General features: G+C 63.3%; 27 protein-coding genes. 15 read left to right on the plus strand and 12 right to left on the minus strand.

Going from position 1 to position 24,191, the window contains the following annotated elements; all coding sequences use genetic code 11:
• Positions 1-16: 16 nt before the first annotated feature.
• On the plus strand, positions 17-883 hold the full coding sequence (gene ku / locus QRM57_RS00115; protein ID WP_284985101.1) for a non-homologous end joining protein Ku: 867 nt from the start codon (positions 17-19) through the stop codon (positions 881-883).
• Between the two features lie 75 nt (positions 884-958).
• Here the strand turns inward: ku and QRM57_RS00120 are convergent, their stop codons facing one another.
• The 3 genes from QRM57_RS00120 to QRM57_RS00130 form a co-directional block, all read right to left on the minus strand.
• Positions 959-1,225: a DUF7218 family protein gene (locus QRM57_RS00120; RefSeq protein ID WP_257370227.1), complete on the minus strand. Its 267-nt coding sequence runs from the start codon at positions 1,223-1,225 to the stop codon at positions 959-961.
• 86 nt (positions 1,226-1,311) lie between these two features.
• The gene (locus tag QRM57_RS00125) at positions 1,312-1,824 is read right to left on the minus strand and encodes a DUF6328 family protein (protein WP_257370226.1); all 513 of its coding nucleotides are present in this window, start codon (positions 1,822-1,824) and stop codon (positions 1,312-1,314) included.
• 100 nt (positions 1,825-1,924) lie between these two features.
• Positions 1,925-2,095 carry a hypothetical protein gene (locus QRM57_RS00130; RefSeq protein ID WP_235520254.1) on the minus strand — a complete coding sequence of 57 codons (171 nt, stop codon included), beginning with the start codon at positions 2,093-2,095 and terminating at the stop codon, positions 1,925-1,927.
• Positions 2,096-2,391: 296 nt separating this feature from the next.
• Here QRM57_RS00130 and QRM57_RS00135 point away from each other — a divergent pair, with 296 nt between their 5' ends.
• The 4 genes from QRM57_RS00135 to QRM57_RS00150 all read left to right on the plus strand — a co-directional run bounded on the left by QRM57_RS00135 (position 2,392) and on the right by QRM57_RS00150 (position 5,130).
• The gene (locus QRM57_RS00135) at positions 2,392-2,871 is read left to right on the plus strand and encodes a Dps family protein (protein WP_257370225.1); all 480 of its coding nucleotides are present in this window, start codon (positions 2,392-2,394) and stop codon (positions 2,869-2,871) included.
• Between the two features lie 42 nt (positions 2,872-2,913).
• Positions 2,914-3,870, plus strand: coding sequence for a DNA topoisomerase IB (locus tag QRM57_RS00140; RefSeq protein ID WP_284985102.1), 957 nt, complete (start codon positions 2,914-2,916; stop codon positions 3,868-3,870).
• Between the two features lie 110 nt (positions 3,871-3,980).
• On the plus strand, positions 3,981-4,538 hold the full coding sequence (locus QRM57_RS00145) for a hypothetical protein (protein WP_257370223.1): 558 nt from the start codon (positions 3,981-3,983) through the stop codon (positions 4,536-4,538).
• 4 nt (positions 4,539-4,542) lie between these two features.
• Positions 4,543-5,130: a TetR/AcrR family transcriptional regulator gene (locus QRM57_RS00150; RefSeq protein WP_284985103.1), complete on the plus strand. Its 588-nt coding sequence runs from the start codon at positions 4,543-4,545 to the stop codon at positions 5,128-5,130.
• A gap of 84 nt (positions 5,131-5,214) precedes the next feature.
• On the opposite strand, the gene QRM57_RS00155 is transcribed toward QRM57_RS00150, so the two are convergent.
• The 6 genes from QRM57_RS00155 to QRM57_RS00180 all read right to left on the minus strand — a co-directional run bounded on the left by QRM57_RS00155 (position 5,215) and on the right by QRM57_RS00180 (position 10,551).
• Positions 5,215-5,490, minus strand: coding sequence for an HPr family phosphocarrier protein (locus QRM57_RS00155; protein ID WP_257370221.1), 276 nt, complete (start codon positions 5,488-5,490; stop codon positions 5,215-5,217).
• 37 nt (positions 5,491-5,527) lie between these two features.
• Positions 5,528-7,603, minus strand: coding sequence for a PTS fructose transporter subunit IIABC (locus QRM57_RS00160; RefSeq protein ID WP_235520248.1), 2,076 nt, complete (start codon positions 7,601-7,603; stop codon positions 5,528-5,530).
• A gap of 2 nt (positions 7,604-7,605) precedes the next feature.
• Positions 7,606-8,592, minus strand: coding sequence for a 1-phosphofructokinase family hexose kinase (locus QRM57_RS00165; RefSeq protein ID WP_284985104.1), 987 nt, complete (start codon positions 8,590-8,592; stop codon positions 7,606-7,608).
• Positions 8,589-9,380, minus strand: a complete 792-nt coding sequence (locus QRM57_RS00170) for a DeoR/GlpR family DNA-binding transcription regulator (RefSeq protein WP_235520246.1) — start codon at positions 9,378-9,380, stop codon at positions 8,589-8,591. The genes QRM57_RS00165 and QRM57_RS00170 overlap by 4 nt, the downstream gene beginning before the upstream one ends.
• Before the next feature lie 461 nt (positions 9,381-9,841).
• Positions 9,842-10,045, minus strand: coding sequence for a hypothetical protein (locus QRM57_RS00175; protein ID WP_284985105.1), 204 nt, complete (start codon positions 10,043-10,045; stop codon positions 9,842-9,844).
• Positions 10,046-10,119: 74 nt separating this feature from the next.
• Positions 10,120-10,551 carry a hypothetical protein gene (locus QRM57_RS00180; RefSeq protein WP_284985106.1) on the minus strand — a complete coding sequence of 144 codons (432 nt, stop codon included), beginning with the start codon at positions 10,549-10,551 and terminating at the stop codon, positions 10,120-10,122.
• 177 nt (positions 10,552-10,728) lie between these two features.
• On the opposite strand from QRM57_RS00180, the gene QRM57_RS00185 reads away from it, so the two are divergent.
• The 3 genes from QRM57_RS00185 to QRM57_RS00195 all read left to right on the plus strand — a co-directional run bounded on the left by QRM57_RS00185 (position 10,729) and on the right by QRM57_RS00195 (position 13,356).
• Entirely contained in the window at positions 10,729-11,502 is a 774-nt protein-coding gene (locus tag QRM57_RS00185; RefSeq protein WP_257370216.1) for a GAF and ANTAR domain-containing protein, read from the plus strand.
• A gap of 216 nt (positions 11,503-11,718) precedes the next feature.
• Complete coding sequence (locus tag QRM57_RS00190; RefSeq protein WP_235520243.1) at positions 11,719-12,177, plus strand: hypothetical protein; 459 nt, start codon at positions 11,719-11,721, stop codon at positions 12,175-12,177.
• 39 nt (positions 12,178-12,216) lie between these two features.
• A complete protein-coding gene (locus tag QRM57_RS00195; RefSeq protein ID WP_284985107.1) occupies positions 12,217-13,356 on the plus strand; it encodes a glutamate--cysteine ligase 2 in 1,140 nt (379 codons plus the stop codon).
• An 89-nt stretch (positions 13,357-13,445) separates the two neighbouring features.
• Here QRM57_RS00195 and QRM57_RS00200 read toward each other — a convergent pair whose 3' ends face one another.
• Positions 13,446-13,847 (minus strand): VOC family protein, encoded by a 402-nt coding sequence (locus QRM57_RS00200; RefSeq protein ID WP_235520241.1) that lies wholly within the window; start codon positions 13,845-13,847, stop codon positions 13,446-13,448.
• A 19-nt stretch (positions 13,848-13,866) separates the two neighbouring features.
• Positions 13,867-14,307 carry a helix-turn-helix transcriptional regulator gene (locus QRM57_RS00205; protein ID WP_235520240.1) on the minus strand — a complete coding sequence of 147 codons (441 nt, stop codon included), beginning with the start codon at positions 14,305-14,307 and terminating at the stop codon, positions 13,867-13,869.
• Between the two features lie 26 nt (positions 14,308-14,333).
• Here QRM57_RS00205 and QRM57_RS00210 point away from each other — a divergent pair, with 26 nt between their 5' ends.
• The 3 genes from QRM57_RS00210 (at position 14,334) to QRM57_RS00220 (ending at position 18,445) form a co-directional block, all read left to right on the plus strand.
• Complete coding sequence (locus QRM57_RS00210) at positions 14,334-14,951, plus strand: alpha/beta hydrolase (protein WP_284985108.1); 618 nt, start codon at positions 14,334-14,336, stop codon at positions 14,949-14,951.
• A gap of 383 nt (positions 14,952-15,334) precedes the next feature.
• The gene (locus QRM57_RS00215) at positions 15,335-16,060 is read left to right on the plus strand and encodes an HAD family hydrolase (RefSeq protein WP_416403582.1); all 726 of its coding nucleotides are present in this window, start codon (positions 15,335-15,337) and stop codon (positions 16,058-16,060) included.
• 30 nt (positions 16,061-16,090) lie between these two features.
• Positions 16,091-18,445 carry a glycoside hydrolase family 65 protein gene (locus tag QRM57_RS00220; protein WP_284985110.1) on the plus strand — a complete coding sequence of 785 codons (2,355 nt, stop codon included), beginning with the start codon at positions 16,091-16,093 and terminating at the stop codon, positions 18,443-18,445.
• 17 nt (positions 18,446-18,462) lie between these two features.
• Here QRM57_RS00220 and QRM57_RS00225 read toward each other — a convergent pair whose 3' ends face one another.
• A complete protein-coding gene (locus QRM57_RS00225; RefSeq protein WP_284985111.1) occupies positions 18,463-20,112 on the minus strand; it encodes a PucR family transcriptional regulator in 1,650 nt (549 codons plus the stop codon).
• Positions 20,113-20,240: 128 nt separating this feature from the next.
• Between QRM57_RS00225 and QRM57_RS00230 the strand changes: the two genes are divergently transcribed.
• The 4 genes from QRM57_RS00230 to QRM57_RS00245 are packed head-to-tail and all read left to right on the plus strand — an operon-like array spanning position 20,241 to position 24,190.
• A complete protein-coding gene (locus tag QRM57_RS00230; RefSeq protein WP_284985112.1) occupies positions 20,241-21,527 on the plus strand; it encodes an alpha-hydroxy acid oxidase in 1,287 nt (428 codons plus the stop codon).
• Positions 21,528-21,537: 10 nt separating this feature from the next.
• Positions 21,538-22,479, plus strand: a complete 942-nt coding sequence (locus QRM57_RS00235; protein WP_257370210.1) for an ABC transporter substrate-binding protein — start codon at positions 21,538-21,540, stop codon at positions 22,477-22,479.
• A 26-nt stretch (positions 22,480-22,505) separates the two neighbouring features.
• Positions 22,506-23,426, plus strand: a complete 921-nt coding sequence (locus QRM57_RS00240) for an amino acid ABC transporter permease (protein WP_284985113.1) — start codon at positions 22,506-22,508, stop codon at positions 23,424-23,426.
• Entirely contained in the window at positions 23,426-24,190 is a 765-nt protein-coding gene (locus QRM57_RS00245) for an amino acid ABC transporter ATP-binding protein (RefSeq protein ID WP_284985517.1), read from the plus strand. The genes QRM57_RS00240 and QRM57_RS00245 overlap by 1 nt, the downstream gene beginning before the upstream one ends.
• The last annotated feature ends 1 nt before the right edge of the window (position 24,191 follow it).

The raw sequence follows: 24,191 nt of genomic DNA on the forward strand, positions 1-24,191 counted from the left end.
GCTGTTGACTGGGTTCATGAGGGCCATATGGAAGGGATCTATCGCGTTCGGTCTGGTCAACGTACCAGTGAAGCTCTACAGTGCCACGGAGGATCACGATATAAGCCTTCACCAGGTCCACAATAAGGACGGCGGCCGCATCAGGTACCAGCGAAAATGTGAAGTCTGCGGTGAAGTGGTGGCGTATGAGGACATTGATAAGGCCTACGAAGAGGAAGGCCAGACTGTAGTCCTGACGGCGGCCGAGTTGAAGTCCCTCCCGGAAGAGAGCAGCCGGGAAATCGAGGTAGTGGAGTTCATCCCTGCCGAGCAACTGGACCCCATCATGTACGAGCGCAGCTATTTCCTTGAACCTGACTCCAAGTCACCCAAGGCCTACATGCTGCTGCGACAGACCCTGGAAGACACGGACAGGATTGCCATAGTCCAGTACGCCCTGCGCCAAAAAACCCGACTGGGGGCGCTCCGGGTGCGCGGGGACGTGCTCCTGCTGCAGGCGTTGTTGTGGGGGGACGAGGTCCGGGAAGCTAAGTTCCCGTCCTTGGAGACCGACGTCAAGATTTCGGACAAGGAACTCGAAATGTCCTCAGCCCTGGTGGACTCCATGGCCCACGACTTCGATCCCGACGAATACACCGACGACTACCAGGCACAGCTGAAGACGCTGATCGAGGCCAAGCTGGAGAAGGGCGAAGCCCTGGACACGGAGGCCACCTTTGGCGTCGTGGAAGGCGAAGGCGAAGGTGGCGACGTCATCGACCTCATGGAAGCGCTCAAGCGCAGCCTCGACAAGAAACGCGGCAAGGAAAAGGCGTCCGACGACGACGCTGCCGCGACCAAGACTGCCAGCAAGCCTAAGGCGCGGGCCAAGAAAAAGGCGTGACCCGGCGTCGTCGTTCCGCACAAAAGCGGAGGCTGCCCCGCCAGGTGGCCACCGCTTTTTGTTTGCGCCTCTGAACTAGTGGTTCCGCAACATGGAGATGAGTTCAGCCTTCTTTTTTCCGGAATAGCCTTTGATGCCCAGTTCCTTGGCGCGGGCTTTCAATTTGTCCACGGTCCAATCGTCATAGTCGCCCGACTTTCCACCTTTACGGCCCACGGCCTTGCGCCCCTGCGCAGCAGCGGCGTTTGAGATGCGGGCGGCCTTTTCCTTGGATGCGCCATCCTCGCGAAGTTCTTTATACAGTTCGGGATCTTTGATGCTGGGATTCTTCTTTTCCGGCATGGTTCGTTTCCTTTCCCTGGTTAGGCGCCTGTCTTGTAGTGGGGTTCGGCAACGGACTTGCCGCGTTCGCTGAGGTACACGGAGGCTCAGCCCTCCTTTGAAGTGCCGTTGGTTGTCCCGGCCTGTTGTTGCAGCCACAGCGGCATGCCCACCACAAAAACCAGCAGGACCAGGATGATGCCGCCGCCGGCCACCAACCCCGCAGTCCTGCCGGCTGTCACGTCGAAGACCAGGGAGGCGGAGCCGGTAATCAGAAGGGCAACTCCTGCCAGGGCAAATTTGGTGATGACGTCAGCGCTGGAGACAAGGGTGGCTTTGAGCCCCCGCCGGAACAGCCGGCGGTGCACGCTCACCGGGACGACGATGAGCACAGTCGTCAAAGCTGCGGTCATGACGTTGAAGAGGTAAAGGTTCTGCTGCCAGTCGTCCAGTTCACTGAACCGGGCCTGGAAAGGGAGTGTCAGCAGGAAGCCCCCCAGGATCTGGACTCCCGTTTGGAGCACGCGCAGCTCCTGGATCAATTCCATCCAGTTCCGGTCCATCCGCTCTTCGGTGGACTCGTTACGTCCTACCCGCGGAATGTGATCCGGCTCCGTCATTGATGCACCTCGCAACTCTTGCTGGCCAATGGAAGCGACCGAGGACTGCTCCGACGCGCAGTTCCGCGCAGCGGGGCAGTCCTCAGCGGGGAACCTGGCTTCAGACCGTATGACCCCTGCGCCCTGACATGAAGCTCAGGAGCCAGCCAATGGCCGCCACTACGAGGAGGACGATTCCCACCCACAGCAGCCAGCTAAGGGCCTGGGAGAAGCCGCCCACAAGGAGAAGGACAATTGCCACTACACCAGCAATGATCAGAAGCGTATTCATGGTCAGCACATTCCTTTCTGGGGGAATCAACGGATTCCCAACTATGCATTCCGGTTTACTTCGATTTAGTTATGCCGGTACTTAGGGGCGTTCCGCCGCCCTCAAGTGCCTTTCCGCTATCCCCAACAGGTCCTCACCGTAGGATGAAGTTCGCCAGTTGTGAACAGCAACACTCCTCATTGTACTACTAAGCAACCTTATGAAAGGCTTGTTGAAGTCGTCACTTGATGATTGGGCAGTGCCGCGATAAACAGGTGGCACGTATTGGCTCGGATGAACGTCCACGAGAGGAACACATGAAAGCGTCACAGCAGCTTGCAGACAACCTTCAGATCGTCCTGACAGACCTTATCGAGCTGCAGCTCCAGGGCAAGCAGGCCCACTGGAACATTGTGGGGCCCAACTTCCGGGACCTTCACCTCCAGCTGGATGAGCTGGTGGTGGCAACGCGCGAATTCGCCGACGACACCGCGGAGCGGATGAGGGCCCTTCACGCACTCCCCGATGGCCGCAGCGCCACCGTCGCCAAGGGCACGCGGCTTGAGGAATTCCCCGCCGGCCTGGTCAACACCAAGAACGCCGTCAAGCTGGTGACCGACCGCGTGGAGCGCGCAGTCCAGACCATGCGCGACGTCCATGATGAAGTGGATGAGGAAGATCCCACGACGGCGGACCTCCTGCACGCATTCATCTCCAGGCTCGAGCAGCTCGTGTGGATGATCAACGCCGAAATCATGAACGCGGGCGCATCCGTCACGGACCCGGACGAGGCCTAGCAAGCGCCCGGACCAGGCTGATCGCGGACAAAGGAGCCCGGCATGCCACGGCTTAAGCGAAGCGACCTTTCCAAGCCCGGTATTGTCCGCCGCAAGGTGGGCAAGGGTTTCAGCTACCGCTACCCCGATGGGAGCCTGGTCAGTAAGGAGGATCGCCAGCGCATCAACGCGCTGGCGATCCCGCCCGCCTGGACTGAGGTGTGGATTTGTTCTTACGACAACGGACACATCCAAGCCACCGGCGTGGACGCGGCCGGCCGCAGCCAGTACATGTACCACCCGCGCTGGCGTGAACGTAAGGACACCGAGAAGTTCCAGCGCGCAGCGGAGTTAGGCTCAGTGTTCCCCGCAGTCCGCCGGGCCGTCACGCTTCACCTCAAGGACACCTCCTCACCCAAGCAGCAAACCATCGCAGCAGCGGTGCGGTTGATGGACCTCGGTGCTTTGCGCGTAGGCTCCGAAAGTTACATGCGCCAGAACGGCTCCTATGGGCTCACTACTCTCCGCTGCCGGCATGCCCGGGTCAAGGGCGATGTTGTGGCGCTGAAGTTCCCCGGCAAGAGTGGGCAGCTGTGGGACACCTCCATTAATGACCCCGCCCTGGCTGCGTTCCTGGAGCCTCTGTCCCGACGACCGGGCAAGGAACGCCTGCTGGCCTACAAGGTGGATGGTTCCTGGGTCTCCCTGGATGCCTCCATGATCAACGAGTACCTTCGCACCATTGCCGGGGCGGCTTACACGTCCAAGGATTTCCGGACTTGGAAGGGTACCGCGGCTGCCGCCCTCAGCCTGTTGAGTTCCGATGGCACCATGACGCGCCCCCAGGCGCTGGTAAAAGCCATGAAGGATGCGGCGGCCCTCCTGGGCAACACTCCAACAGTGGCGCGTACATCGTATGTTGACCCTCGGATCGTGGAGGCCTACTTGTCCGGGGAACTGCAGGAAGTCAAAGCCACGGAACCTTCCATTGCTGCATTCCTGATCGAAAAACAGAGCTAGCGCAACCGCGGCGGGCGGCTCCCGTTTCGTCGTCGCGTTTTATTAGTACACTCGTACTAATAAAACCCTAGGGCCGCGGCTCTTTGGAGTGCGGCGTTGAGGAGCGGTGAATGATTCTGGTTGCAATCGTGGTCTGCGAAGTGGCTTTCTGGTTGGCGATTCTCGCCGGCCTTACAGCGCGGTATGTACTGCAGCGCCGCCGCCTGGGCGGAGCCCTCTTGCTCATGGCTCCTTTGATCGATGCCGTCCTGCTGGCTCTGGTGGCCGTCGATCTGTTGGGCGGGGCAACGGCCTCCTGGCACCACGGGCTGGCGGCAATCTACATTGGCGTCTCCATCGCCTACGGCAAACGCATGGTGGCGTGGGCCGACGCGCACTTCCAGCACCGGTTCGCCGGCGGACCCGCTCCGGAACGCCTCAGCGGGACCGCCTACACGGTCAAGTGCTGGCGCGACGTACTCCTCACCGCGTTGGCGATGACCATCGCCGCTGCGACGTTGGGGGCGGTCATCCTCCTGGTGAACGATGCAGAACGAACCGCCGCCCTCTCGGAGTTCTTTCGCATCCTGGGCATCATCTTCGCCATCGACTTCCTCTGGGCTGTGAGCTACACGATCTGGCCCAAGAAGCCCGCCAGGGCATTGCCGGCCGCTACTGCCTCGCGCTGAGACCATGCCGCGGAGAATAGACACTGAGGCACGTACCGCCGCGATTGCGGAAGCTTCCCTTCGAGTCCTGGAGCGTGATGGACTGGCCGGCCTGTCCGTGCGCGGGGTCGCGGCGGAAGCCGGCATCGCCGCTGCCTCGCTGCGGAGGGCCTTTGCCACGCAGCATGCCCTTCGGGAGTATTGCCTGCAACTCATCGAGGACCGGGTCACGGCCAGGGTGGCCGCGCTTGAGCTCACCGGGCGGGCCCTTGTTGATGGTTTGCTGATGCAATTGCTCCCCCTTGACAACGAGCGACGCCTGGAATTGGTGGCGCAAGTACAGCTTGGCGTCCTTTCCCTCACTGACAGCGGACTGCGACCTGCGGCGGTCCGGCTTAGCGAGGCCGTTGATCGCGCATGCCATGCTGCCCTGCAGATCCTGGCGGAAGCAGGGCAGCTCCACCGGGAACGCGACCCGGAGTATGAAGCACAGCGGCTGCGCGCGCTGCTGGACGGAATTGCGATGAACGGACTATGGAGCGGGGAGTTGCCGGCGGAAAGTCCCATGCTCAGCATGCTGGCGCGTCACCTCGACACGCTCGCCAAGCCATAGCGGGACGCGAAAAGAGCCTGGTGCCGCCCTCTTCCGGGGTGGCACCAGGCTCTTCTTCAGTATTGGGGAGCTTGCGCGTCCCTGCTACGCGTCGTGGTCCGTTTCGAGGATCTTGACCAGGCTGTCCAGGGCCGCGTCAGCGCCCTCGCCCTCGGCGCGCAGGACCACCACGTCGCCGTGGGCGGCACCCAGGCTCATCAGGGACAGGATGCTGGCCGCATCCATGGCGTCGTCAGCCGGATCGCCCTGGCGGGCAATGGTGACATCGAGGTCAAGGTCGCCGGCGGCCTCCGCGAAGATGGCTGCAGGGCGGGCGTGGAGGCCGACGCGGCTTGCGATGGTGGCTGTACGTTCAGGCATTGGTGCTCCTTTAGGTGTGGGTGGCTTTGTGGGAAGTCTAGACGCTGGCGGTGGCCGTAGCGGGGACTGGCTCTGCTTCAACCGGCTTCCGAACGGCCCAACGCTTGAGGGCAATGACCAACAGTGCCGTGATGACTACGCCGACTGCGATCGAGAGGAAGAACAACACGAAGTTGTCGATCGCGAAGAAGACGAAGAGGCCGCCGTGGGGAGCCTTGGACGTGACTCCAAAGGCCATGGACAGGGCGCCGGTTACAGCACCGCCCACCATGCTGGCCGGGATGACCCGCAGGGGATCTGCGGCTGCGAAGGGAATGGCACCTTCGGAGATGAAGGAAGCGCCCAAGAGCCACGCGGCCTTGCCGTTTTCACGCTCGGCCAGGGAGAAGAGCTTCTTGTCCAAAACGGTGGCCAGGGCCATTGCCAGCGGGGGAACCATGCCTGCAGCCATGACTGCGGCCATGATCTGCCAAGGAGCCTGGTTGGTAACACTCGCGGCACCGAGGCCCGCAACGGCGAAGGCGTAAGCAACCTTGTTGACGGGACCGCCCAGGTCGAAGCACATCATGAGGCCCAGGATGATGCCCAGGACGACTGCGCCGGCGCCGGTCAGGCTGGAGAGTCCGGTGTTCAGGGCGTTGGTGAGGGCAACGATGGGAGCGCCCAGGATCAGGAACATCAAGCCGGACGCCACCAAGGACGCGATCAGCGGGATGATGACCACTGGCATCAGGCCGCGAAGCCAACGCGGGACATCCAACTTGCCGATTTGGTAGGCAACATAGCCCGCCAGGAGACCGCCGACGATACCGCCAAGGAAGCCTGCGCCCATGAACCCGGACACGGCGCCGGCCACGAAACCGGGGGCGATGCCAGGGCGGTCAGCGATGGCGTAGGCGATATAGCCGGCCAGCGCGGGAACCAGGAACCCGAGGGACAGGGCGCCGATCTTGAACAGCACCGCTCCGATGTAGGCACCCAGCGGCCCCCAGGCATTGTCCGGGAATTCGGTGGGCAGGTTGAAGATGCTGTTTTCGACAACGATCTTGTCCGCGAAGCTGGTGATGAGGTAGCCGCCCATGAGGAACCCGAGGGCAATCAGCAGGCCACCACCGGCAACAAACGGGATCATGTAACTGACACCGGTGAGGAGTGCGCGCTTCAGCTTCTGGCCGATGTGCTCGCCCTTCTCCTCCTCGGCACGCTCAGCCTGCTCTTCGGCACCGAAGTGCGGAACCCGGCGTGCATGCGGGTCTTCCGCAGCAGCCAGGGCTTCCTGGACCATCTTGGTGGGTTCGTCGATGCCCCGCTTGACTGGAGCATTGATGACGGGCTTACCGGCAAAGCGCTCCTTGCCGCGAACATCGACATCGACGGCGAAGATGACCGCGTCAGCTGCAGCGATCACGGCCGGGTCCAGCGGCTTGGCGCCGGAGGAACCCTGGGTCTCGACCTGGAGGTCCACGCCCATTTCCTTGGCTGCAGCCACGAGTGAGTCGGCCGCCATGTAGGTGTGCGCGATGCCCGTGGGGCAAGCGGTGACTGCAACGATGCGCTTGGCTGCCGGCGCGTTCGAGGCTTCGCCGGCGATGGGGGTCGTGCCCGCTTCGCGATGCCCAACCACTCCGCGACCCCCATCCCCGGCTTCGCTCGTCTTTGGAGCGTCACCAATGGCGCCGTCCACCAGGTCCACGATTTCCTGTTCGGACGAAGCCGCACGCAGCGCTGCCGTGAAGTCCTTCTTGATGAGTGAGCGGGCCAACTTGGAGAGCAGCTTCAGGTGTTCCTGGTCGGCCCCGTCCGGTGCCGCGATGAAGAAGATCAGGTCCGCCGGACCGTCCTTGGCGCCGAAGTCCACCTTGTGGGACAGGCGCGCCATGGCCAGGGCAGGCTCCGTAACCGCGGCTGAACGGCAGTGCGGGATGGCGATCCCGCCGGGGACGCCGGTGGCGGTCTTCTGCTCGCGGGCAAAGGCATCCGTGAAGAGCCCTTCAACCTCGGAAGCACGGCCGGCCGCGGCGACTTTGCCGGCCAGGACGCGGATGACGTCGGCGGGGGAGTCGCCCAGGTTCTGGTCAAGGGTGACCAATTGGGGTGTGATCAGCTGGGTCACTGTTAGTCCTTCTGGAGGGCCGTGATGGTTACGGCGTCGGGGGTTGTCTGGTGGACTGCCGGGACAGTGGAGCCCGGCAGCGAAGCAGCAGCGGCACCATGTGCCACGGCTTGACGAAGGCAGTCCTGAGCGGAACCACCCTGGGTTGCGGCCAACAGGTAGCCGGCCAAGGATGAATCCCCTGCGCCCACTGTGCTGACGGCCTTGATGGGCGGATGCGTGGCGAACCATGCTCCGTCCGTGGTCACCAGGACTGCGCCCTTGGACCCGAGTGTTGCGAGAACGGTGCCTACACCGCTGGCGACGACGGCGGCAGCAGCTTGGGCGGCTTTGGCCGGGTCTGCTTCCAGTTGCTCAGCTGTGTAGACGTTGGTGAAACCTGCAGCGGCTGCAAGCTCGGCGAGCTCTTCCGCGTTCGGCTTGAGGAGGTCCGGCTTTCCTGCGGCATCACCCACCAGGGCTGCCGCAAGCGGCGCCCCGGAGGAGTCGATGGCGATGCCTGGGGCTACCGTCCCATCTGCGTTCGACCGGAGCCGACGCGCGATTGTGGCGTAGAAGTCCGCGGGAACTCCTGGTGGGAGCGAGCCCGCGAGAACCACCCAGCTGGCGCCACGGGAACGGTCCAGCAGCAGCCCGATCAGGGCTTCCTGCTGTTCACCGCTCAGCTCCGGGCCGGGTTCGTTGATCTTGGTGGTGATGCCATCCGGTTCGGTGAGCGTGACATTGCTGCGCAGCGCCTGGCCGATGGGGAGCGCCGCAAACGGCACGCCGCCGTCGTGCAGTCCGGAAAGGACGGGGTCCGAGTCGGCGCCCGGAAGGACGGCCAACGTTTCGAGGCCGGATGCTACAAGGGCCCGGGAGACATTGACGCCCTTGCCGCCGGATTCCTGGTGGACGGCCACGGCGCGCTGGACTTCCCCGCGGGCCAGTGCGCCGGGGAGTTCCACCGTCCTGTCCAGGCTGGGGTTTGCTGTCAGTGTGACGATCATGCGATCACCACGTCGACGCCGGCATCGGCCAGGGCGGCCGCGAGTTCCGCGGACGGTTCGTTGTCTGTTATCAACGTGTCAACATCCTTCAACGTGGCGAACTGGACCAGCGTTTCAGCGTCCAGTTTGGAAGAATCGGCCAGGGCAACAACTCGCCGGGCAGACTTGACGAAGGCGGCCTTGACCGCTGCTTCCTCGGGGTCGGGTGTGCTCAGGCCGAAGTCGGCGTGGATCCCGTTGGTCCCGACAAAAGCGATGTCCGGACGGAGCCGGTACGCGGCCTCAACGGTGGATTGCCCGACCGCCGCCTGGGTCAGGCCGCGGACACGGCCGCCCAGGATCTGGAGTGCAATTCCGGGAGTGGAAGAGAGCTTGCCGGCGATGGGGATGGCATGCGTGATGACGACGAGTTCGTCGCTTCCGTGGGCAGCCGGCGTCCGCTGGGCCAGCAGGTCCGCGAGGGTTTCCGTGGTTGATCCGGCGTCGAGGAGGATGCTGCCGCTGGTGAGTTCCGGAATCAGTGCGAGTGCTGCGTTGGCGATGCGTAGTTTTTGGGACTGGCGCTGAACTGCACGCTCAAGGATGCTCTCTTCCCTGGTGCTCAGCCGGTCCGAAGGAACCGCGCCGCCATGCACCCGCCGCAGGTTTCCGGAAACTTCGAGGGCTGCGAGGTCGCGGCGAATGGTCTCAGTGGTGATGCTGAAACGGTCGGCGAGGTCAGTGACGCTCACCCGTCCGCGCTCGACGACGAGGGCGGAGATCAGTTGTTGGCGCTCTTCTGCGAACACTTACCCTCCATTGCGGTAAAGCCAAGAATTCAGTTCAGCCACGTCCGTGACTGCTGTCACAACGATGTGGAATTGCTTGACTCTATCTTTGTTTATGTGGGTACGTCAAGAGAAAACCAACATAAACAAAGATGGGCGTGTAGGTGCGCCGGGCGCGCCTGGACACGCCAAAGGGCATGCCGCACTCCCTGTAGTGCGGCATGCCCTACTTAGGATCCTGACTGGGGGATTTGCCAGGATCCGGTCCATGGGGTGGAGGTGCCAACGGACCGCTTAGGGTCGGGGCTCGCCTCCCGGTGCAGGCGTCGGTGGTGCGGCCGGCCCCGGCGTGGGTTCCGGAACCGGCGGTGGCCCGGGCTCGGGAAGGGGGACGGGCTCGGGGGTCGGACGCGGTTCGCGACTGGGATCCGTACCGGGACTGCGGCTGGGATCAGGATGCGGAGTGCCCTGCGGATCCATGGTCACACGCTCTTGTGGTGGGCCGCATGCCGGGGCCGAAGCGCTGGAGGCACATGGCTGGGGTAGCTGCCCGAATCCCACCCGGAGCCCGGATAATCGATGGGCAGGTTGTCCGGATCGGGCGGATCAGGAAGCTTCCGCTTCTTGCTTTGGCCGCTCTTCCCGCCGGTCACTGCGGACTCTCTTCTGGGTGGTTCTGCGTGCATGGTGTTCCTTCCGGTCGCCAGAGGGCTATGTCGCTCCGGGGCTGTGTTGTGGGGCCGAAGCCAAATGGTCGGGTTCAGTCCGGAATCTCCATGCGGAAGCCGCAGTGACATCCGAGAATCCGGGTGTTGATCAACACCTCGTACATCCGTAGCTGTCCCTTGGGCTTCAACACCAGGGGAGTCTGTATCCTGCGCAATTCGCAGCTCTTGGTCTTCATTGGTTCACCGCAGTGGAGATACTGGCCGCCGAACTGCAGCACACCCTGGGTGATGCCCGGGCGGTTGAGCACCGCAGCCACTTTCTGGACTGAGGCAGTCTGCGTGTAGGAATATCTGCAACTGCAGCATTCGTACGCGACATCGACCGTATTGGGGGCCGGTGGGTAGTGGGACTGGATGGAATTGACCAGGAGATTCCTGTCCGTGTTGCAGCGCTTGCACCACAGTGGTTCATCAGGAGGTTGGTGGGCTTCGTCCGGGACTCGGGACGCTGGCTGGGCCGGCATGGGTCTGTACCTTTGCATCAAAAAATGCGGGACGCCCGTCTGCATGAGCTGGAAAGCCTTCATCCCTCGATGGGGACGTAGCAGAATTGTGCACATAGGTGCACCGCATATGCAAGGATTTTGTTGTCATTCATTAAGGGGTGGCGGTGCAGTACCACCCCGACCCTAAACTAAGGCATGGACGAAATGAACGTAGATCTGGCGCGGCTGGAAGCCGACCCGGCGCCCGACGAAGTTTCGGTCCCCGAGCAATTGCAGGACCTCGTGATCGACAGCGAGGACGTGGGTGGATTCCTCAATGAACTCGCGGCGTTCTCGGCGTCCGCGGTCTCCCAAGCTGTGGGAGTCGATGTCCTCTGCGGCATCACCTTGAGCCGTCGTCGACGCACCGCCACCGTGGCCGGCAGTACCCACGAGGCGCGCCTGATTGACGAAGTCCAGCAGGCCTATGGCGACGGCCCCTGCCTGGAAGCCATGCGAAGCCACAAGACGGTGCACGTTCCCGACACATCCACCGAAGAGCGGTGGTCCGAGTACTGCACGGTCATCGCTGAGCGCGGCCACCGTTCAGCCCTTTGCGTGCCGCTCGAACTGGACGAGGGCGCTACCGCGGCACTGAACTTCTTCGCCCCGCAGGCACACGTCTACGATGACGCCACCATCCGCAGTTGCGAGCTCTACGCAAGCCAGGCCGAACGGTCGCTCAGGCTTGCCGTACGGATCGGCGCCAAGCAGCAGCATGCCGAGGACCTCCAGGAAGCAATGCACTCACGTACAGTGATCGACCTCGCCTGTGGCGTCATCATGGGCCAGAACCGCTGCTCGCAGGACGAGGCATTCCAAATCCTCAAGAAGGCATCCAGCACCCGGAACCAGAAGCTCCGGGACGTCGCGGAGTCCTTGGTAAAGTCCGTGGCGAACCATGCGCCCGTGGCCCACTTCGAGCCCTAAGCGCAGGCTGGCAGCCGGTCCTTGGGCTTCCCATCCCTTGTGACCCCCGCCACTGGTGAACTACATTCATACATGGGTTAAGCAGATAGCCCTTGGAGCCTCATGCCGATCGCCATCAAGGATGGTCCAAGAACTGCACTGAAGCCGTGGCCTCTATCGGCCGGCCCTCCGCGTGCATGCATGCAGGCTCCTTGAAGGAGCAAAAGGAGAATGGCAATGACGCTTGGATCCCCGATTCCCGCCCCGAAACCCCTCTCGGGGCCGGTGCCCGCAGTCGCTGATACCGACGCACGCCCATGGTGCACTGTCTGCGACACGGATTCGTACGTTTTCGTCGAAACGGTCGTAGAGTCTGCCCCCAACCAGTCCCAGTTGGTGGACGTCAGCTACACATGCAGCGAGTGCGATACCTTCTACGCCCACACCGTCCGCCTGGACGCGCTGGTGCCGGAGATCCAAAGGGAGTTCCTGTCAACGTCCGCTGCTGGGCTCTGGTTCAGCTGCACCCACTGTGGCGAGCCCATGACGTTGGGACGCCCCACGGAGCGCGTGATTGAGGCACCCCGGACCACGGACGGTCCCGGGACCCCCAACCTTCTTGAGGTGTACCTGCAGACCCAGGTGCTCCACTGCCGTTGCGGATTCCAAATGGAGGTTCCGCGGCACGTCGGCTGACCGCCGTTCCTGAATAACTCGTCGTGGGGAGGGGTGGCCATGCGCACCTTTGGTGTCGAGGAAGAGTTGCTGATTGCCGACCCTTCGGATGGGACGCCTTTGGCTTTGGCCGCCGGGATCCTGGATGTGGCAGGCACTCCGGCTGAGGAGGCCGGCGACGACGCACCATCCTTGAAGTCGGAGTTCAAGCAGGAACAGATTGAAGTCAATTCGCTCCCTTGCCGGACAGCGTACGAACTCCGGGCCGAAATCCGCGCGGGGCGAGCCCTCGCGGATAAGGCCGCGAGGGCTGTCGGGGCCAGGGTGGCAGCACTGGCAACGCCGCCGGTCTTCCATGCGACGCCCACCGGCGGCAACCAGCGGTACGCGGCCATGGGCAATGAGTTCGGCCTCATTTCGCGCGAACAGCTGACCTGCGGTTTCCATGTCCATGTTTCCATCGAGTCGCCGGAGGAGGGCGTAGCCGTCCTGGACCGGACGCGGCACTGGCTTCCCGTGCTTCTGGCGCTGAGCGCCAACTCGCCGTTCTGGATGGGCGCCGACACCGGGTTCGCCAGCTATCGAACCCAGATCTGGAACCGTTGGCCTACGGCTGGTCCCATGGATGTCTTCGGATCCGCCGAGGGCTACCATGCCATGGCCTCAAGCCTCCTCGCCACGGGTGTACCCCTTGATGAGGGCATGATCTATTTTGATGCGCGTCTTTCCAGGGGGCATCCCACCGTTGAGTTCCGGGTTGCCGATGTTTGCCTTTACGCCGAGGATGCGTTGACCATTGCGCTGATCGCGCGGGCCCTGGTGGAGACCTCGGTGGGCGAGTGGCGCGAGGGGGTCCCGCCGTCGGGCGTTTCCACCCCGGTCCTGCGAATGGCCAACTGGAAAGCCAGCCGCTTCGGCGTTGACCAGCAGTTGCTGCACCCGCTGGAACAGACGCCCTATCCCGTGGCCGACGTCGTGGCTGCCCTCCTACGGCACGTCCGCCGGGCCCTGGTGGAGGCCGGGGACCTGACCGCTGCACGCGCGGGGGTGGCAAACATCCTTCGCCGGGGAACGGGCGAACGGTTGCAGCGCGAGGCCTACCGTCGTCGGCACCGCTTGTCCGACGTCGTTTCCGCGGCCATCGCCTCCACTCATCAGGACGGCGATTTGTCGGACGCCAAGTACCTGCTTGGCCGCTGACAGGACGCGGTACACAGCAGGAGAAGTACGACGGCGAATGGTCACCGTGGGTGCCCAAGGTAGCCTCCCGCCGTCGTACTCCAGGGGCCTTAGCCCTGGTTGATGCGGATCATGTTGCCCGAAGGGTCGCGGAAAGCGCAGTCGCGCGGACCCCATGGCTGGACGATCGGCTCCTGCAGGACCTCGGCACCGGTGGCGCGGAGCTTTTCGAAAGTTTCGTCGAGGTCGTCGGTGCTGAACACGAGCATGGGCATGACGCCCTTGGTGAGGAGTTCCTGGATGGCGTCGCCGTCTGCCTGGGAGCGGCCGGCATGCGGTGGGGACAGGACCAGTTCAAGATCCGGCTGGGCATCGCTGCCGAGCGTGACCCAGCGTTGGCCGTCCGAGCCGACATCGTTACGGACCTGCAAGCCCAGGCCATCACGGTAGAAGGCCAGGGATTCATCGACATCGTTGACAGTGACGTGTGCGTACTTCAGTGAAATGTTCATAACGCCCACGCTATTTCAGCTACGTGGCGGGCGCTTCTTCGATCCTGCTCAGGTTGTTGCCACCCTTGCGGTCGGGGCGGGTGTGTTGCTTGGCGATGCACGTGGGCATGGCTTTCACGGCGTGGTGTTCGCGGGAGCGGTACTCGCTGGGAGTTATGCCCACGATCTCGGTGAAGCGTGAGCTGAACGAACCCAACGATGTACAGCCAACCTCCATGCAGGCATCCGTGACGCTGGTTCCTGACCGAAGCAATGCCATGGCCCGCTCGATCCGCCTGGTCATGAGGTAGTTGTAGGGCGATTCACCGTACGCAGCCTTGAATTGCCGGGAGAAGTGCGCCGGGGACATGAGCGCGCCGGCGGCCATGGTGGGAACGTCCAGCGGGCGGGCGTACTCACGGTCAATGAAGTCGCGCGCTCGCCGCAGATGGGCCAGGTTGGCCAGTTCCTGCGGAGTCATGCGGCAAGTCTACTAGTCTCAGTTCCATGGAATCAGTGGTTTGGTCGAAGCCTGAAAACGAGCGAGCAGGCACCCCGTTGCTGGTGATGTTGCACGGTTATGGGACAAGCGAGCAGCGCATGGAGAAGCTGTTCCCGCATTTGCCTGCCGACTTCAGCTGCGCTGCGCTGCGCGGGCCTAAAGTCATTGGCGACGACTACGGTTGGTTCCTGCTGGACTACTTCCTCACCAACGACTTTGCGGATGTCATTGCCTCCACCAACCGGGTGTTCGACTGGATCAACTCCGTCAAAGGGAACCACAGCAGCGTCAGCCTGCTGGGCTACTCCCAGGGCATGGCGATGGCCAGCACGCTCCTGCGGTTGCGTCCCCAGGAGTTTACGGCCACGGTGGGCCTGTCCGGATTCGTGCTGGACAACGACCTCCTTGCCCTCAGCGAGTCCTTCGACAGTCCGCCCCCGTTCTTTTGGGGCAGGGACAAAGCCGATCCGGTCATCAACGAGGACGCGATCGCGCACACCGAGGATTGGCTGGAGGCGAACGTCGCGCTGACAGCGCGGACCTATCCGGGGATGGGGCACCGGATTGAGCCGCAGGAACTGGTGGATGTCAGCGCGTTCCTTAAGTACTACGTGTTGCGGTAGTTCGCCGGATTAGAAACCATCCAAGGTCCAAAATCAAGACGCCGGTGAGAGTCGCGTCACAATTTCGAGTTCGGCTGTACTCTCTTGAATGACAAAATTGTAAGCGCTTACACTTTGGGCTGTTGGCCGACGTGGGCTTGCGAAATGTTCCGTGGGACAATGGAGGTATCGATGGCGAACACGTGGCCTGGCAGGCAACCCAACACCTGCGGCGCCCCGCCCACGGCAGTGTTCGCCCGTAACGACCAAGCGGCTCCGGGGCGTTGGCTACGCTCCGCGACGACGGGCCCGTCTGTCTCCCAGTACGTGGCCGGAACTGGCCCCATACCCAGCTCATCGAACGCAAAACCACGCGCTACAAGCGCTGAAACGGAATGACGCACATGACTGATCTTCGTAATGCCTGGAGCGGCGCCTCGGCGCTGCTGTTCGACCTCGACGGCGTGCTGACGCCAACTGCCGTGGTGCACGAGCATGCGTGGCAGGAACTGTTCGACGACTACCTCGCTCGGACGGGCCATTCCCAGGGCTACCAGGAAAGCGATTACTTCGATCACATCGATGGCAAGCCGCGATTCGATGGAGTCCGGGATTTCCTGGCCTCGCGCGGCATCACCCTGCCTGAAGGTCCTGTCCACGACCACCCGGACAACCAAACCGTGCAGGGCCTGGGCAACAGGAAGAACGCCATCTTCAACGAGATCGTGAACTCCCGTGGCGTCGAGCCCTACCCGGGATCAGTCAAGTTCATCAACGCCGCGGTGGAGCTGGGACTGAAGGTCGCCGTCGTGTCTTCATCCCGCAACGCACCCGCCGTGCTCAAGGCCGCCGGCCTCGACCACCACTTCGAGGTGGTGGTGGACGGCCAGGTGGCTGCCGGCGTCGGACTTCCCGGTAAGCCGGACCCGGCAACCTACGTTTACGCGGCAGGCCTGCTGGGCGTGCCGGTTGAGGAATGCATCGTGGTGGAGGACGCCGTTTCCGGCGTGCAGGCCGGCGCGGGGGCCGACTTTTACGCCGTGATCGGCGTGGACCGCGGAGCGGGCCGCCAAACCCTGCTGGACGCCGGGGCCACGCTGGTGGTCGACGACCTCAACGATCTTCTCTGACCCTACTTTTTCGAAGGACCTCTTTAGCCCATGGCACTCATCAGCTCCGATCGGCTGCGCTTCCCCTGCGAGCCCTGGAAGCTCGTGGAAAACATCCACGTCCCCGGCGACGAGGGGACCCTGGAGACACTGTTCGCGCTCGGCAACGGCCACCTGGGCATCCGCGGCTCACATTCGACCGCGGGCGACAGTGAGCTCCCTGGTACGTTCATCAACGGTTTCCACGAGATCTGGGACATCAAGCACGCCGAGAATGCCTACGGTTTTGCGCGTACCGGCCAACGGATCGTCTACGTGCCGGACGCCAACAACTTCACTGTTTCCATCGACGGCGAGGCGCTGAGCCTGGCCGAGTCCACAGTGTTGGACTACTACCGCTCCGTGGACTTTTCCACCGGCGTCTACGAGGAAAGCACCACGTATGCCTGCCGGTCCGGCGCGACTGTCACCACGGTTGAGCGCCGCGCAGTGGGGTTCGACAACCGCGGATGCCTTGGCCTGGAGCTGTCCGTTTCGGCTGACCGCGACGTTTCCGCGGACATTATCTCCGGCGTCGTCAACCGCCAGGACCAGCCTGTGGAGGACCACTCGGTCCACGACCCGCGCCGATCCGGCCGCCACGCCGGGCGCGTACTCCTGCCGCTGCACCTCCAAGGTGCCGACGGATCGCTCCGCATGGCATGGGAGACTTCCGAATCGCGCCAGCGCGTTGCCATGGCCGTGGATCACTGGATCTCCGCCGAAGGCCAGCCGTTTGAAACGCTGGTGGCGGAAGACGAATCGTCCGTCCGTTACGTTTTGGCGATTCACGCCGGCGAGGCTTTCCGTGTGGAGAAGGCGGTCAGTTACCTGGTGGCCGGTTCCAGCGACGCCGAGGACCGTGGCGAGAGCCTGGCCGCCGATGCCGAAGCCAACCTTGTGTCGTTCTCCGAAATCCTTGCCCAGAGCAAAGCCCACTACGAGCAGTACTGGACCACGGCGGATATCTCGATCGGCGGCCAGCCCGAGATGCAGCAGGCCGTCCGGTGGGGACTCTTCCAGCTGGCGCAAGCCACTGCCCGCGCCGGGGTGGCCGGCATCCCCGCCAAGGGCGTCAGCGGATCCGGTTATGAGGGCCACTATTTCTGGGACCAGGAGATCTACCTCCTGCCGTACCTGACGTACACCAACCCGTGCGGTGCCCGAAAAGTGCTGGAATCCCGCCACGCCATGCTGCCGGATGCCCGTGTCCGGGCAAAGGAGCTCAGCGTTGACGGAGCACTGTTCCCGTGGCGGACCATCAACGGCCTGGAAGCCAGCGCCTACTACGCCGCAGGGACGGCCCAGTTCCACATTGCTGCCGCCATCGCTTTCGCCGCAAACCGCTACCAGTGGGCCAGCGGGGATGACTCGTTCCGGGCAGAACTGGGGGCGGACCTGCTCATTGAAACAGCCCGGATGTGGGCGTCGCTGGGCTTCTTCGGCAAGGACGGCATGTTCCACATCCACGGCGTGACGGGCCCCGACGAGTACACAGCCGTGGTCAACGACAACCTGTACACCAACGTCATGGCGCGCTTCAACCTGCGGGCTGCCGCAGCGCTGGAGCACGAGGGGATCGCCGATACCGAGCGGATGGTGTGGCGGCAGGCAGCCGAGCGCATGTCACTCCCGTACGATCCCCACCTTGAAGTTTTCAGTCAGGACAACGACTTCATGACGCTGGAACCGTGGGACTGGAACACCCCCAAGTCCAAATACCCTTTGCTGCTGAACTTCCACCCCTTGGTGATCTACCGGCACCAGGTCCTCAAGCAAGCCGATACGGTGCTGGCCATGTTCCTCCAATGGCAGGACTTCACAGCCGAACAGAAGCAGCGGGCGTTCGACTTCTACGACCCCATCACCACCGGCGACTCCACCCTCTCCGCGTGCGTGCAGGGCATCATGGCGGCCGAAGTCGGCTACGGCGATGTTGCGCTGCAACACTTCACCGACGCCCTGTTTATCGACCTGGACAACTCGCACGGCAACACGATCGACGGCGTCCACATCGCCTCCACCGGCGGTATTTGGAGCTCCCTGGTCTGCGGTTTCGCGGGTATGCGCGACCAAGGCGACGTGCTGCGCTTCGACCCGCGCCTGCCTGGCGAATGGGAAAACCTGTCCTTCAAGCTCAAGGTGCAAGGCCGACTCCTGTCCGTGGAACTCGCACAGGGCTCCATCGTGTTGGCCCTCGAATCCGGGCCGGATTACAGCGACGAACCGTTGCGCATCACGGTGCGCGACTACGACGTCACCGTCGGGACGGAAACGGTCACGGCGCCGCTGGACAGCGTTCCCGTGCCGCCGCCGTCGATCTTCCCCAGCGTCTTCCCGACGGCGGGACTTCCCATCATCCGTTAGGGCGCGTTTGGGCGGGGCTACTTAGCGGCCAGTTCCATGGTGGTTACCCGCAGCCACAACCACAGCCGTTTCTGCGGGTCCGCCAGGTCAAGGTTGAAGTCCTCGGCCAGGCGGGCCACGCGGTACCGGACGGTGTTGTTGTGGACATGCAGTTGGGCGGCCATGGTGGAAATGTTGCCGTTGAAGGCCAAGTAAGCCCGGAGGGTCTCCAGGTATTCCGTTTGCTGCTCGGCGTCCCTGGCCTGGATCCGGGAAATCTCGTCAGCTCCGGCAAGGCCGTTGTCCTCGATGAACTCCCCAATCCTCAGCAGGTTCAGCGGAACCTGGAAGTCCTCGAAGAGCGCAACGCCCGGCACTTTGTTGTTGCCCGGGGACTTGCCCTGGCGTGCCTGCAGGTTCAAAAGATGGTGCAGCGTGCGCATGGCTTCGGACCGGGACCGCGGCAGCTCGTCGATGGTCGCTGCGATTCCACCCACTGTCGCAATGACCGGGAACGAACTGATGGTGTGCGAATAGGCCTCGATCTCCTGGATGATCCGGGCATGCAGGGCCCGCGGGGACGGGCCATTGCCGGGCAGGAGTGCGTAGACCACTGAGCCGATCAGGGCGCTGTGGCCGGAGCCGAACTGGACGTTGCACACGGTGGTCACCAAGTGCAGAAGCCGGTGGATTTCCCGGACGGACTCCAGGCTTCCCGTCTCCGGGCGGACAATCGAGAAGGCTGCCACGGCCAGCCCGTTGGCGGTATCGAGGCCCAGCTGCGCGGCGGCGAAGGAGGCGTGGGGAGTGTCATCCATGAGCGTGCGGATGAGGTCTGCATTTCGTCGCTCCCCGAAGTCTGAGGCCGAGCGGGCATGGAGCATGTGCAGCCCTGCCAGGGGCGCCATCCGATCCAGCGCGTTCAATGCCGTGGCGCGCTTTTCTTCGCCGGGATCGATGATCCAGATGGACCCGAGCAGTTCTCCGCCTGCCCGTACGGCCAAGGCGAGGCGGGCCATTCCGTCGTCGGGCGCCGGGACCAGCACAGCGCCCGGCGCAGCGTAAACCGCCTTGAAGTCCTGGTCGAATGCCGGCTGGATCGTTTCCTGCAGGGTCAGGGTTGTGATGCGCCGGAGTTCGTCGATGGGCTGGCCCGGAAGGGTGGAATAGCCAAGGATGCGGCCCAGTGGGTCCACAATGCTGGCTGCGCCGTTGGTGATGGACGCTGCGGCGTTGGCAAACGCGTAAAGGTCCCCCAGCCGCACACCTGACACCGAGTCCGCGGCAGCGCCCACAACCGATGCCCGTGCCAGGGCAACCAGTTGCGTCCAGTCCGCGTCATCCGGGGCCACGAGGACCGAGAGGGTATGCCGAACCGCCGCGGAACGCAGTTGTTCCATCTGGGCGCCATGGGCTTTGACGATCACCGCTGCGGCGTTGCTGTTCGCTGCCCGGTGGAGGAGCTGGTCGAAGTCCGGTGAACCGTATGTGCACCCGACCGCGAGGATGATCCGGTTGTCCACGCTGGACCAGGTATCCAGGGGGTCGTACATGAGGACGTCCGATACCAGGTGGCCCAGGTTCTCGGGAGTGGGGTTGGCGTGCACCAGGTCGGCCTGCATCAACTGGATGCAGTCCGAAAGGCGGACGGCCGATTGCTGTATCCCTGACTGCGCCACGGTATCCATGGTTGGACGTTATCACAGGCGTATAAGCGATCTTGTGGAGGATTTTACATATGGAGCGAAGGAGATCTGCGTCACTATTGGGAGTGACGCCGGGCAGGTGAGCCCGTCAGGAACACAGAGGACACACCATGAAAATCAAGGACATCAGGGCGCTTGCCTCGGTGCAGGGACCAGCCCGATCCACCGCTGAGCGGCTCTCCCGGAAGTGCTACAGCGTTGAGGACATGCGGAAGCTGGCAGCCAAAAGGCTCCCCAAGAGCATTTTCGAATACATCGAAGGCGGCGGTGAGGATGAGGTCTCGCTGCGCCGGAACCGGTCCTCCTTCGATGACTGGTCATTCCTTCCCAAATGGGGATCAGTGGACAACCTGGACCTCAGAACCACCATCCTTGGCGGCCCGTCGGCGATGCCGGTGACGCTCTCGCCGACGGGCGGAACCCGGCTGTTCCACCCCGAGGGTGAGTCCGCCGTCGCCCGCGCAGCGCTCGCCGCCGGTATCCCCTACGGACTGGCGCACCTGAGCACCACCACCATGGAAGCGGTCAGCGCTGCGGCGCCGGGACTTCGCCGCTGGTTCAACCTGGAACCGACCTCGGACAAAGGGCTCCTGCAGGCTGTTCTGGACCGGGTGTCCAAGGCTGGTTACGAAGCCCTCCTGGTCAACGTCGACTGCAGGGCCATCGGGCACCGCGAGCGCGATTACCGCAACGGCTTCACCGCCCCACCGTCCATCAAGCCAAAGACGGTGGTTGAGGGGATGTTGCACCCCGCATGGGCCCTGGGATTCCTGGCCAACGACGCGATCGCTTTCCCCAACCTCGATGCCCAAATTCCCGATGGTCCGCTGGCCAGCTCGCCCGATATGTGGCGGACGCTGCTGGCCGGTTCCTACGAACCTACCGACTGGGACGACATCCGGGACCTGCGGGAACGCTGGAACGGTCCGATCGTGCTGAAGGGCGTGGTGAACGTGAACGACGCCGCGCTGGCAGCTTCCATGGGTATCGATGCGCTCCAGGTCAGCAACCACGGCGGACGGCAGCTGGACCATATGGCGGCACCCCTTGATGTCTTGCCTGAGATCGTTGCGAAGACCGCCGGTCGGATGGAAATCATCGTCGACGGCGGCATCCGCCGGGGTTCCGACGTGGTCAAGGCGCTGGCCCTCGGCGCGGACGCCTGCTCCATCGGACGCCCCTACCTGTACGGCCTTGCTGCCGCCGGCCAAGCCGGCGTGGAGCACGTGCTGAAAATGTTCACAGCCGAAATGACCCGCACCATGATGCTCCTCGGAGTCTCAACCATCGAAGAACTGCGGGCGGAAGGCCGGGACCTGATCCGGCACCGCAACGAAGCATTCGTCCGCAACCAACCAACCCGTATCCCCGAGGCCCCTTTGGCCTTGCAGAAATGAGGAATCCGACATGAACAATCCAACAGCGGTCCTCCGCGCGAAACCCGTCTTATCGGCCGTCGTCGCCACTGCTGCGCTGATGTTGGCGGTGACGGCGTGCAGCCCAACTGGGAACGCATCGGCGTCGAACCCGTCCGGCGACGCTGCCGCAGCGGGAACCGGCGTCCCCGCGCTGGCAGTCAACCAGGCCGCCGTCGACCTTCTGCCCGAATCCATCAAGGCTTCCAAGGTGCTGCGCGTGGCCATCCCCACCAACGAACCTCCTACGCAGTTCTACCGCGAAGGCACGCAGGAAATGACCGGAACCAACCCGGACGTGGCCCGTCTCATCGGTGAGGCATTGGGTGTCAAAGTGGACATCCAGGTGGCCAACTTCGACTCCATCATTCCCGGCCTCGCAGCCAACCGCTACGACATGACCGTCTCCTCAATGACACCCACGCAAAAGCGCATGGAAGTGCTGGACTTCGTGGACTACATGCAGATCGGCAACGCCATTGCCGTCCCCAAGGGAAACCCCGGCGGCATCAAGGACGAGAACGCGCTCTGCGGCAAGAAGGTGGGGCTCCTGACGGGTTCGTACCAGCTGACGGTGAACGTGCCTTCCTATGACGAGGCCTGCACAGCCGCCGGCAAGGAAACCATCCAAAGGAGTGAATTCCAGGACACCCGGCAAGCCATATCCGCGCTGACAAGTGGTCGGTTGGATACCGTGCTGGCTGACTCGCCCATCCTGAACTTCGCGGCTACCCAAAACCCCGGCATCGAGGTGGCCCGGACGTACGAGTTCGCGCCGGTTGGTGTGGGCGTGCCCAAGCAGTCCGGGTTGGTGAAGTCGGTCTCCGCTGCCCTGGACGCTGTGATCAAGAGTGAGTCCTACACCAAGGTCCTCGCGAAGTACGGTCTTGAGACCAGCGCCATCACCGATGCCCGCGTCAACTTCGCCCAGTAATGCATTCGAGTAGAGAGGTGACGGCTGTGCAGAAGCAACCCTCAGTCCCCGGCACCCGGGAGCCGGCCACAGCGTCCGGTGATTCCATTCCCGTGGTACCGCTGAAGCACCCGGTCCGGCTGGTCCTTGCAGTGGTGCTCATCCTGGTAGCACTCAGTGCCGCGTGGGACGTGGCGGTGAACCAGCGCTACCACTGGGATGTTGTGGTGTCCTACCTGTTCGCACCGCAGATCCTGGCCGGCGCGGGTTTGACGCTGGTTTTGACCGTGGTTTCCATGACTGTGGGCATCGCGCTGGGCACACTGCTGGCGATCATGAGGCTCTCAGACAACCCGATCCTCAGCACCATCAGCCGCGCGTACATCTGGTTCTTCCGGGGAACGCCGCTCCTGGTCCAGCTGATCTTTTGGTACAACATTGCGGCGCTCTACCCGGTGATCGCGTTCGGACTGCCCTTTGGGGGGCCGTCGGTGGTGCTGGGATCAGCGAATGTGTTGATCTCCCCGTTGGGTGCAGCGCTCCTGGGCTTGTCGCTGAACGAGGCCGCGTACATGGCCGAGATCATCCGTGGTGGCATCGGTTCGGTAGACAAGGGCCAGTACGACGCTGCCCGGGCCCTGGGAATGAGCGGTGGCAAGCTCATGAACCGGGTGATCCTGCCCCAGGCGATGCGCGTGGTTTTGCCGCCCACCGGCAACCAGGTCATTTCGATGCTGAAAGGCACGTCCCTGGTGAGCGTCCTCGCGATCTCGGATCTGCTCTACTCGGCGCAGATCATCTATGCGAACAACTACCAGACCATTCCACTGCTGATTGTGGCCAGCCTCTGGTACCTGCTCATGACCACCGTCCTGAGCTTCTTCCAAAACAAACTCGAACGCCGGTACGGCCGCGGTTTTGACTCAGCGCCGCGACGGATCCGCAAGCCCAAGACAAGGACAGCATGATGACTACTGCCATGGTGGAAGCCCGGGGAGTCCGGAAGAACTTCGGCGTTATCGAAATCCTCAAAGGCATCGACCTCAGGGTTGAGAAGGGTTCCGTGACCTGCCTGATCGGCCCGTCCGGTTCCGGCAAAACCACCTTCCTGCGCTGCATCAACCACTTGGAGAAGGTGGACGCTGGCCGGCTTTACGTGGACGAGCACCTGGTGGGCTATGCCGAACGCAACGGGAAGCTCTATGAAATGAAGGAACGCCAAACAGCACGCTCGCGGCTCAACGCAGGCATGGTGTTCCAACGCTTCAACCTTTTCCCGCACATGACAGTGCTGGAGAACATCATCGAGGCGCCCGTGCATGTGCTCGGCCGGCCCCGGCGTGAGTTGGTGGTGGAAGCGCAGGCACTCCTGGACCGGGTGGGCCTGGGCAACCGCGGACACTCCTACCCCCAGGAGCTCTCGGGCGGGCAGCAGCAGCGCATCGCGATTGCACGGGCGCTGGCCATGAAGCCCAAGCTGATGCTGTTCGATGAGCCCACGTCGGCGTTGGACCCCGAATTGGTGGGTGAAGTCCTGGACGTCATGAAATCCCTCGCAGAAGCGGGGATGACCATGGTGGTGGTGACGCACGAGCTCGGCTTTGCCCGGCAGGTCGCTGACCAGGTGGTGTTCATGGACGGCGGCGTGGTGGTCGAAAGCGGCCCTCCGGAGGACGTCCTGGACAACCCGCAGCAGGAGCGCACAAAAGCTTTCCTCTCCAAGGTCCTTTAGC

Origin of the sequence: Arthrobacter sp. fls2-241-R2A-172, assembly GCF_030208885.1 — a bacterium.
Taxonomy (GTDB): Bacteria; Actinomycetota; Actinomycetes; order Actinomycetales; family Micrococcaceae; genus Arthrobacter.

Excerpts from the sequence above, each read along its gene's own strand:
- QRM57_RS00235 (WP_257370210.1), top strand. The coding sequence starts at position 21,538 with ATGAACAATCCAACAGCGGTCCTCCGCGCGAAACCCGTCTTATCGGCC.
- QRM57_RS00225 (WP_284985111.1), bottom strand. The coding sequence starts at position 20,112 with ATGGATACCGTGGCGCAGTCAGGGATACAGCAATCGGCCGTCCGCCTT.
- QRM57_RS00205 (WP_235520240.1), bottom strand. The coding sequence starts at position 14,307 with ATGACTCCGCAGGAACTGGCCAACCTGGCCCATCTGCGGCGAGCGCGC.
- QRM57_RS00175 (WP_284985105.1), bottom strand. The coding sequence starts at position 10,045 with ATGCACGCAGAACCACCCAGAAGAGAGTCCGCAGTGACCGGCGGGAAG.
- QRM57_RS00200 (WP_235520241.1), bottom strand. The coding sequence starts at position 13,847 with ATGAACATTTCACTGAAGTACGCACACGTCACTGTCAACGATGTCGAT.
- QRM57_RS00220 (WP_284985110.1), top strand. The coding sequence starts at position 16,091 with ATGGCACTCATCAGCTCCGATCGGCTGCGCTTCCCCTGCGAGCCCTGG.
- QRM57_RS00150 (WP_284985103.1), top strand. The coding sequence starts at position 4,543 with ATGCCGCGGAGAATAGACACTGAGGCACGTACCGCCGCGATTGCGGAA.
- QRM57_RS00145 (WP_257370223.1), top strand. The coding sequence starts at position 3,981 with ATGATTCTGGTTGCAATCGTGGTCTGCGAAGTGGCTTTCTGGTTGGCG.
- QRM57_RS00125 (WP_257370226.1), bottom strand. The coding sequence starts at position 1,824 with ATGACGGAGCCGGATCACATTCCGCGGGTAGGACGTAACGAGTCCACC.
- QRM57_RS00230 (WP_284985112.1), top strand. The coding sequence starts at position 20,241 with ATGAAAATCAAGGACATCAGGGCGCTTGCCTCGGTGCAGGGACCAGCC.
- QRM57_RS00185 (WP_257370216.1), top strand. The coding sequence starts at position 10,729 with ATGGACGAAATGAACGTAGATCTGGCGCGGCTGGAAGCCGACCCGGCG.
- QRM57_RS00195 (WP_284985107.1), top strand. The coding sequence starts at position 12,217 with ATGCGCACCTTTGGTGTCGAGGAAGAGTTGCTGATTGCCGACCCTTCG.
- QRM57_RS00140 (WP_284985102.1), top strand. The coding sequence starts at position 2,914 with ATGCCACGGCTTAAGCGAAGCGACCTTTCCAAGCCCGGTATTGTCCGC.
- QRM57_RS00120 (WP_257370227.1), bottom strand. The coding sequence starts at position 1,225 with ATGCCGGAAAAGAAGAATCCCAGCATCAAAGATCCCGAACTGTATAAA.
- QRM57_RS00215 (WP_416403582.1), top strand. The coding sequence starts at position 15,335 with ATGACTGATCTTCGTAATGCCTGGAGCGGCGCCTCGGCGCTGCTGTTC.
- QRM57_RS00165 (WP_284985104.1), bottom strand. The coding sequence starts at position 8,592 with ATGATCGTCACACTGACAGCAAACCCCAGCCTGGACAGGACGGTGGAA.
- QRM57_RS00210 (WP_284985108.1), top strand. The coding sequence starts at position 14,334 with ATGGAATCAGTGGTTTGGTCGAAGCCTGAAAACGAGCGAGCAGGCACC.
- QRM57_RS00130 (WP_235520254.1), bottom strand. The coding sequence starts at position 2,095 with ATGAATACGCTTCTGATCATTGCTGGTGTAGTGGCAATTGTCCTTCTC.
- QRM57_RS00245 (WP_284985517.1), top strand. The coding sequence starts at position 23,426 with ATGACTACTGCCATGGTGGAAGCCCGGGGAGTCCGGAAGAACTTCGGC.
- ku (WP_284985101.1), top strand. The coding sequence starts at position 17 with ATGAGGGCCATATGGAAGGGATCTATCGCGTTCGGTCTGGTCAACGTA.
- QRM57_RS00155 (WP_257370221.1), bottom strand. The coding sequence starts at position 5,490 with ATGCCTGAACGTACAGCCACCATCGCAAGCCGCGTCGGCCTCCACGCC.
- QRM57_RS00135 (WP_257370225.1), top strand. The coding sequence starts at position 2,392 with ATGAAAGCGTCACAGCAGCTTGCAGACAACCTTCAGATCGTCCTGACA.
- QRM57_RS00180 (WP_284985106.1), bottom strand. The coding sequence starts at position 10,551 with ATGCCGGCCCAGCCAGCGTCCCGAGTCCCGGACGAAGCCCACCAACCT.
- QRM57_RS00190 (WP_235520243.1), top strand. The coding sequence starts at position 11,719 with ATGACGCTTGGATCCCCGATTCCCGCCCCGAAACCCCTCTCGGGGCCG.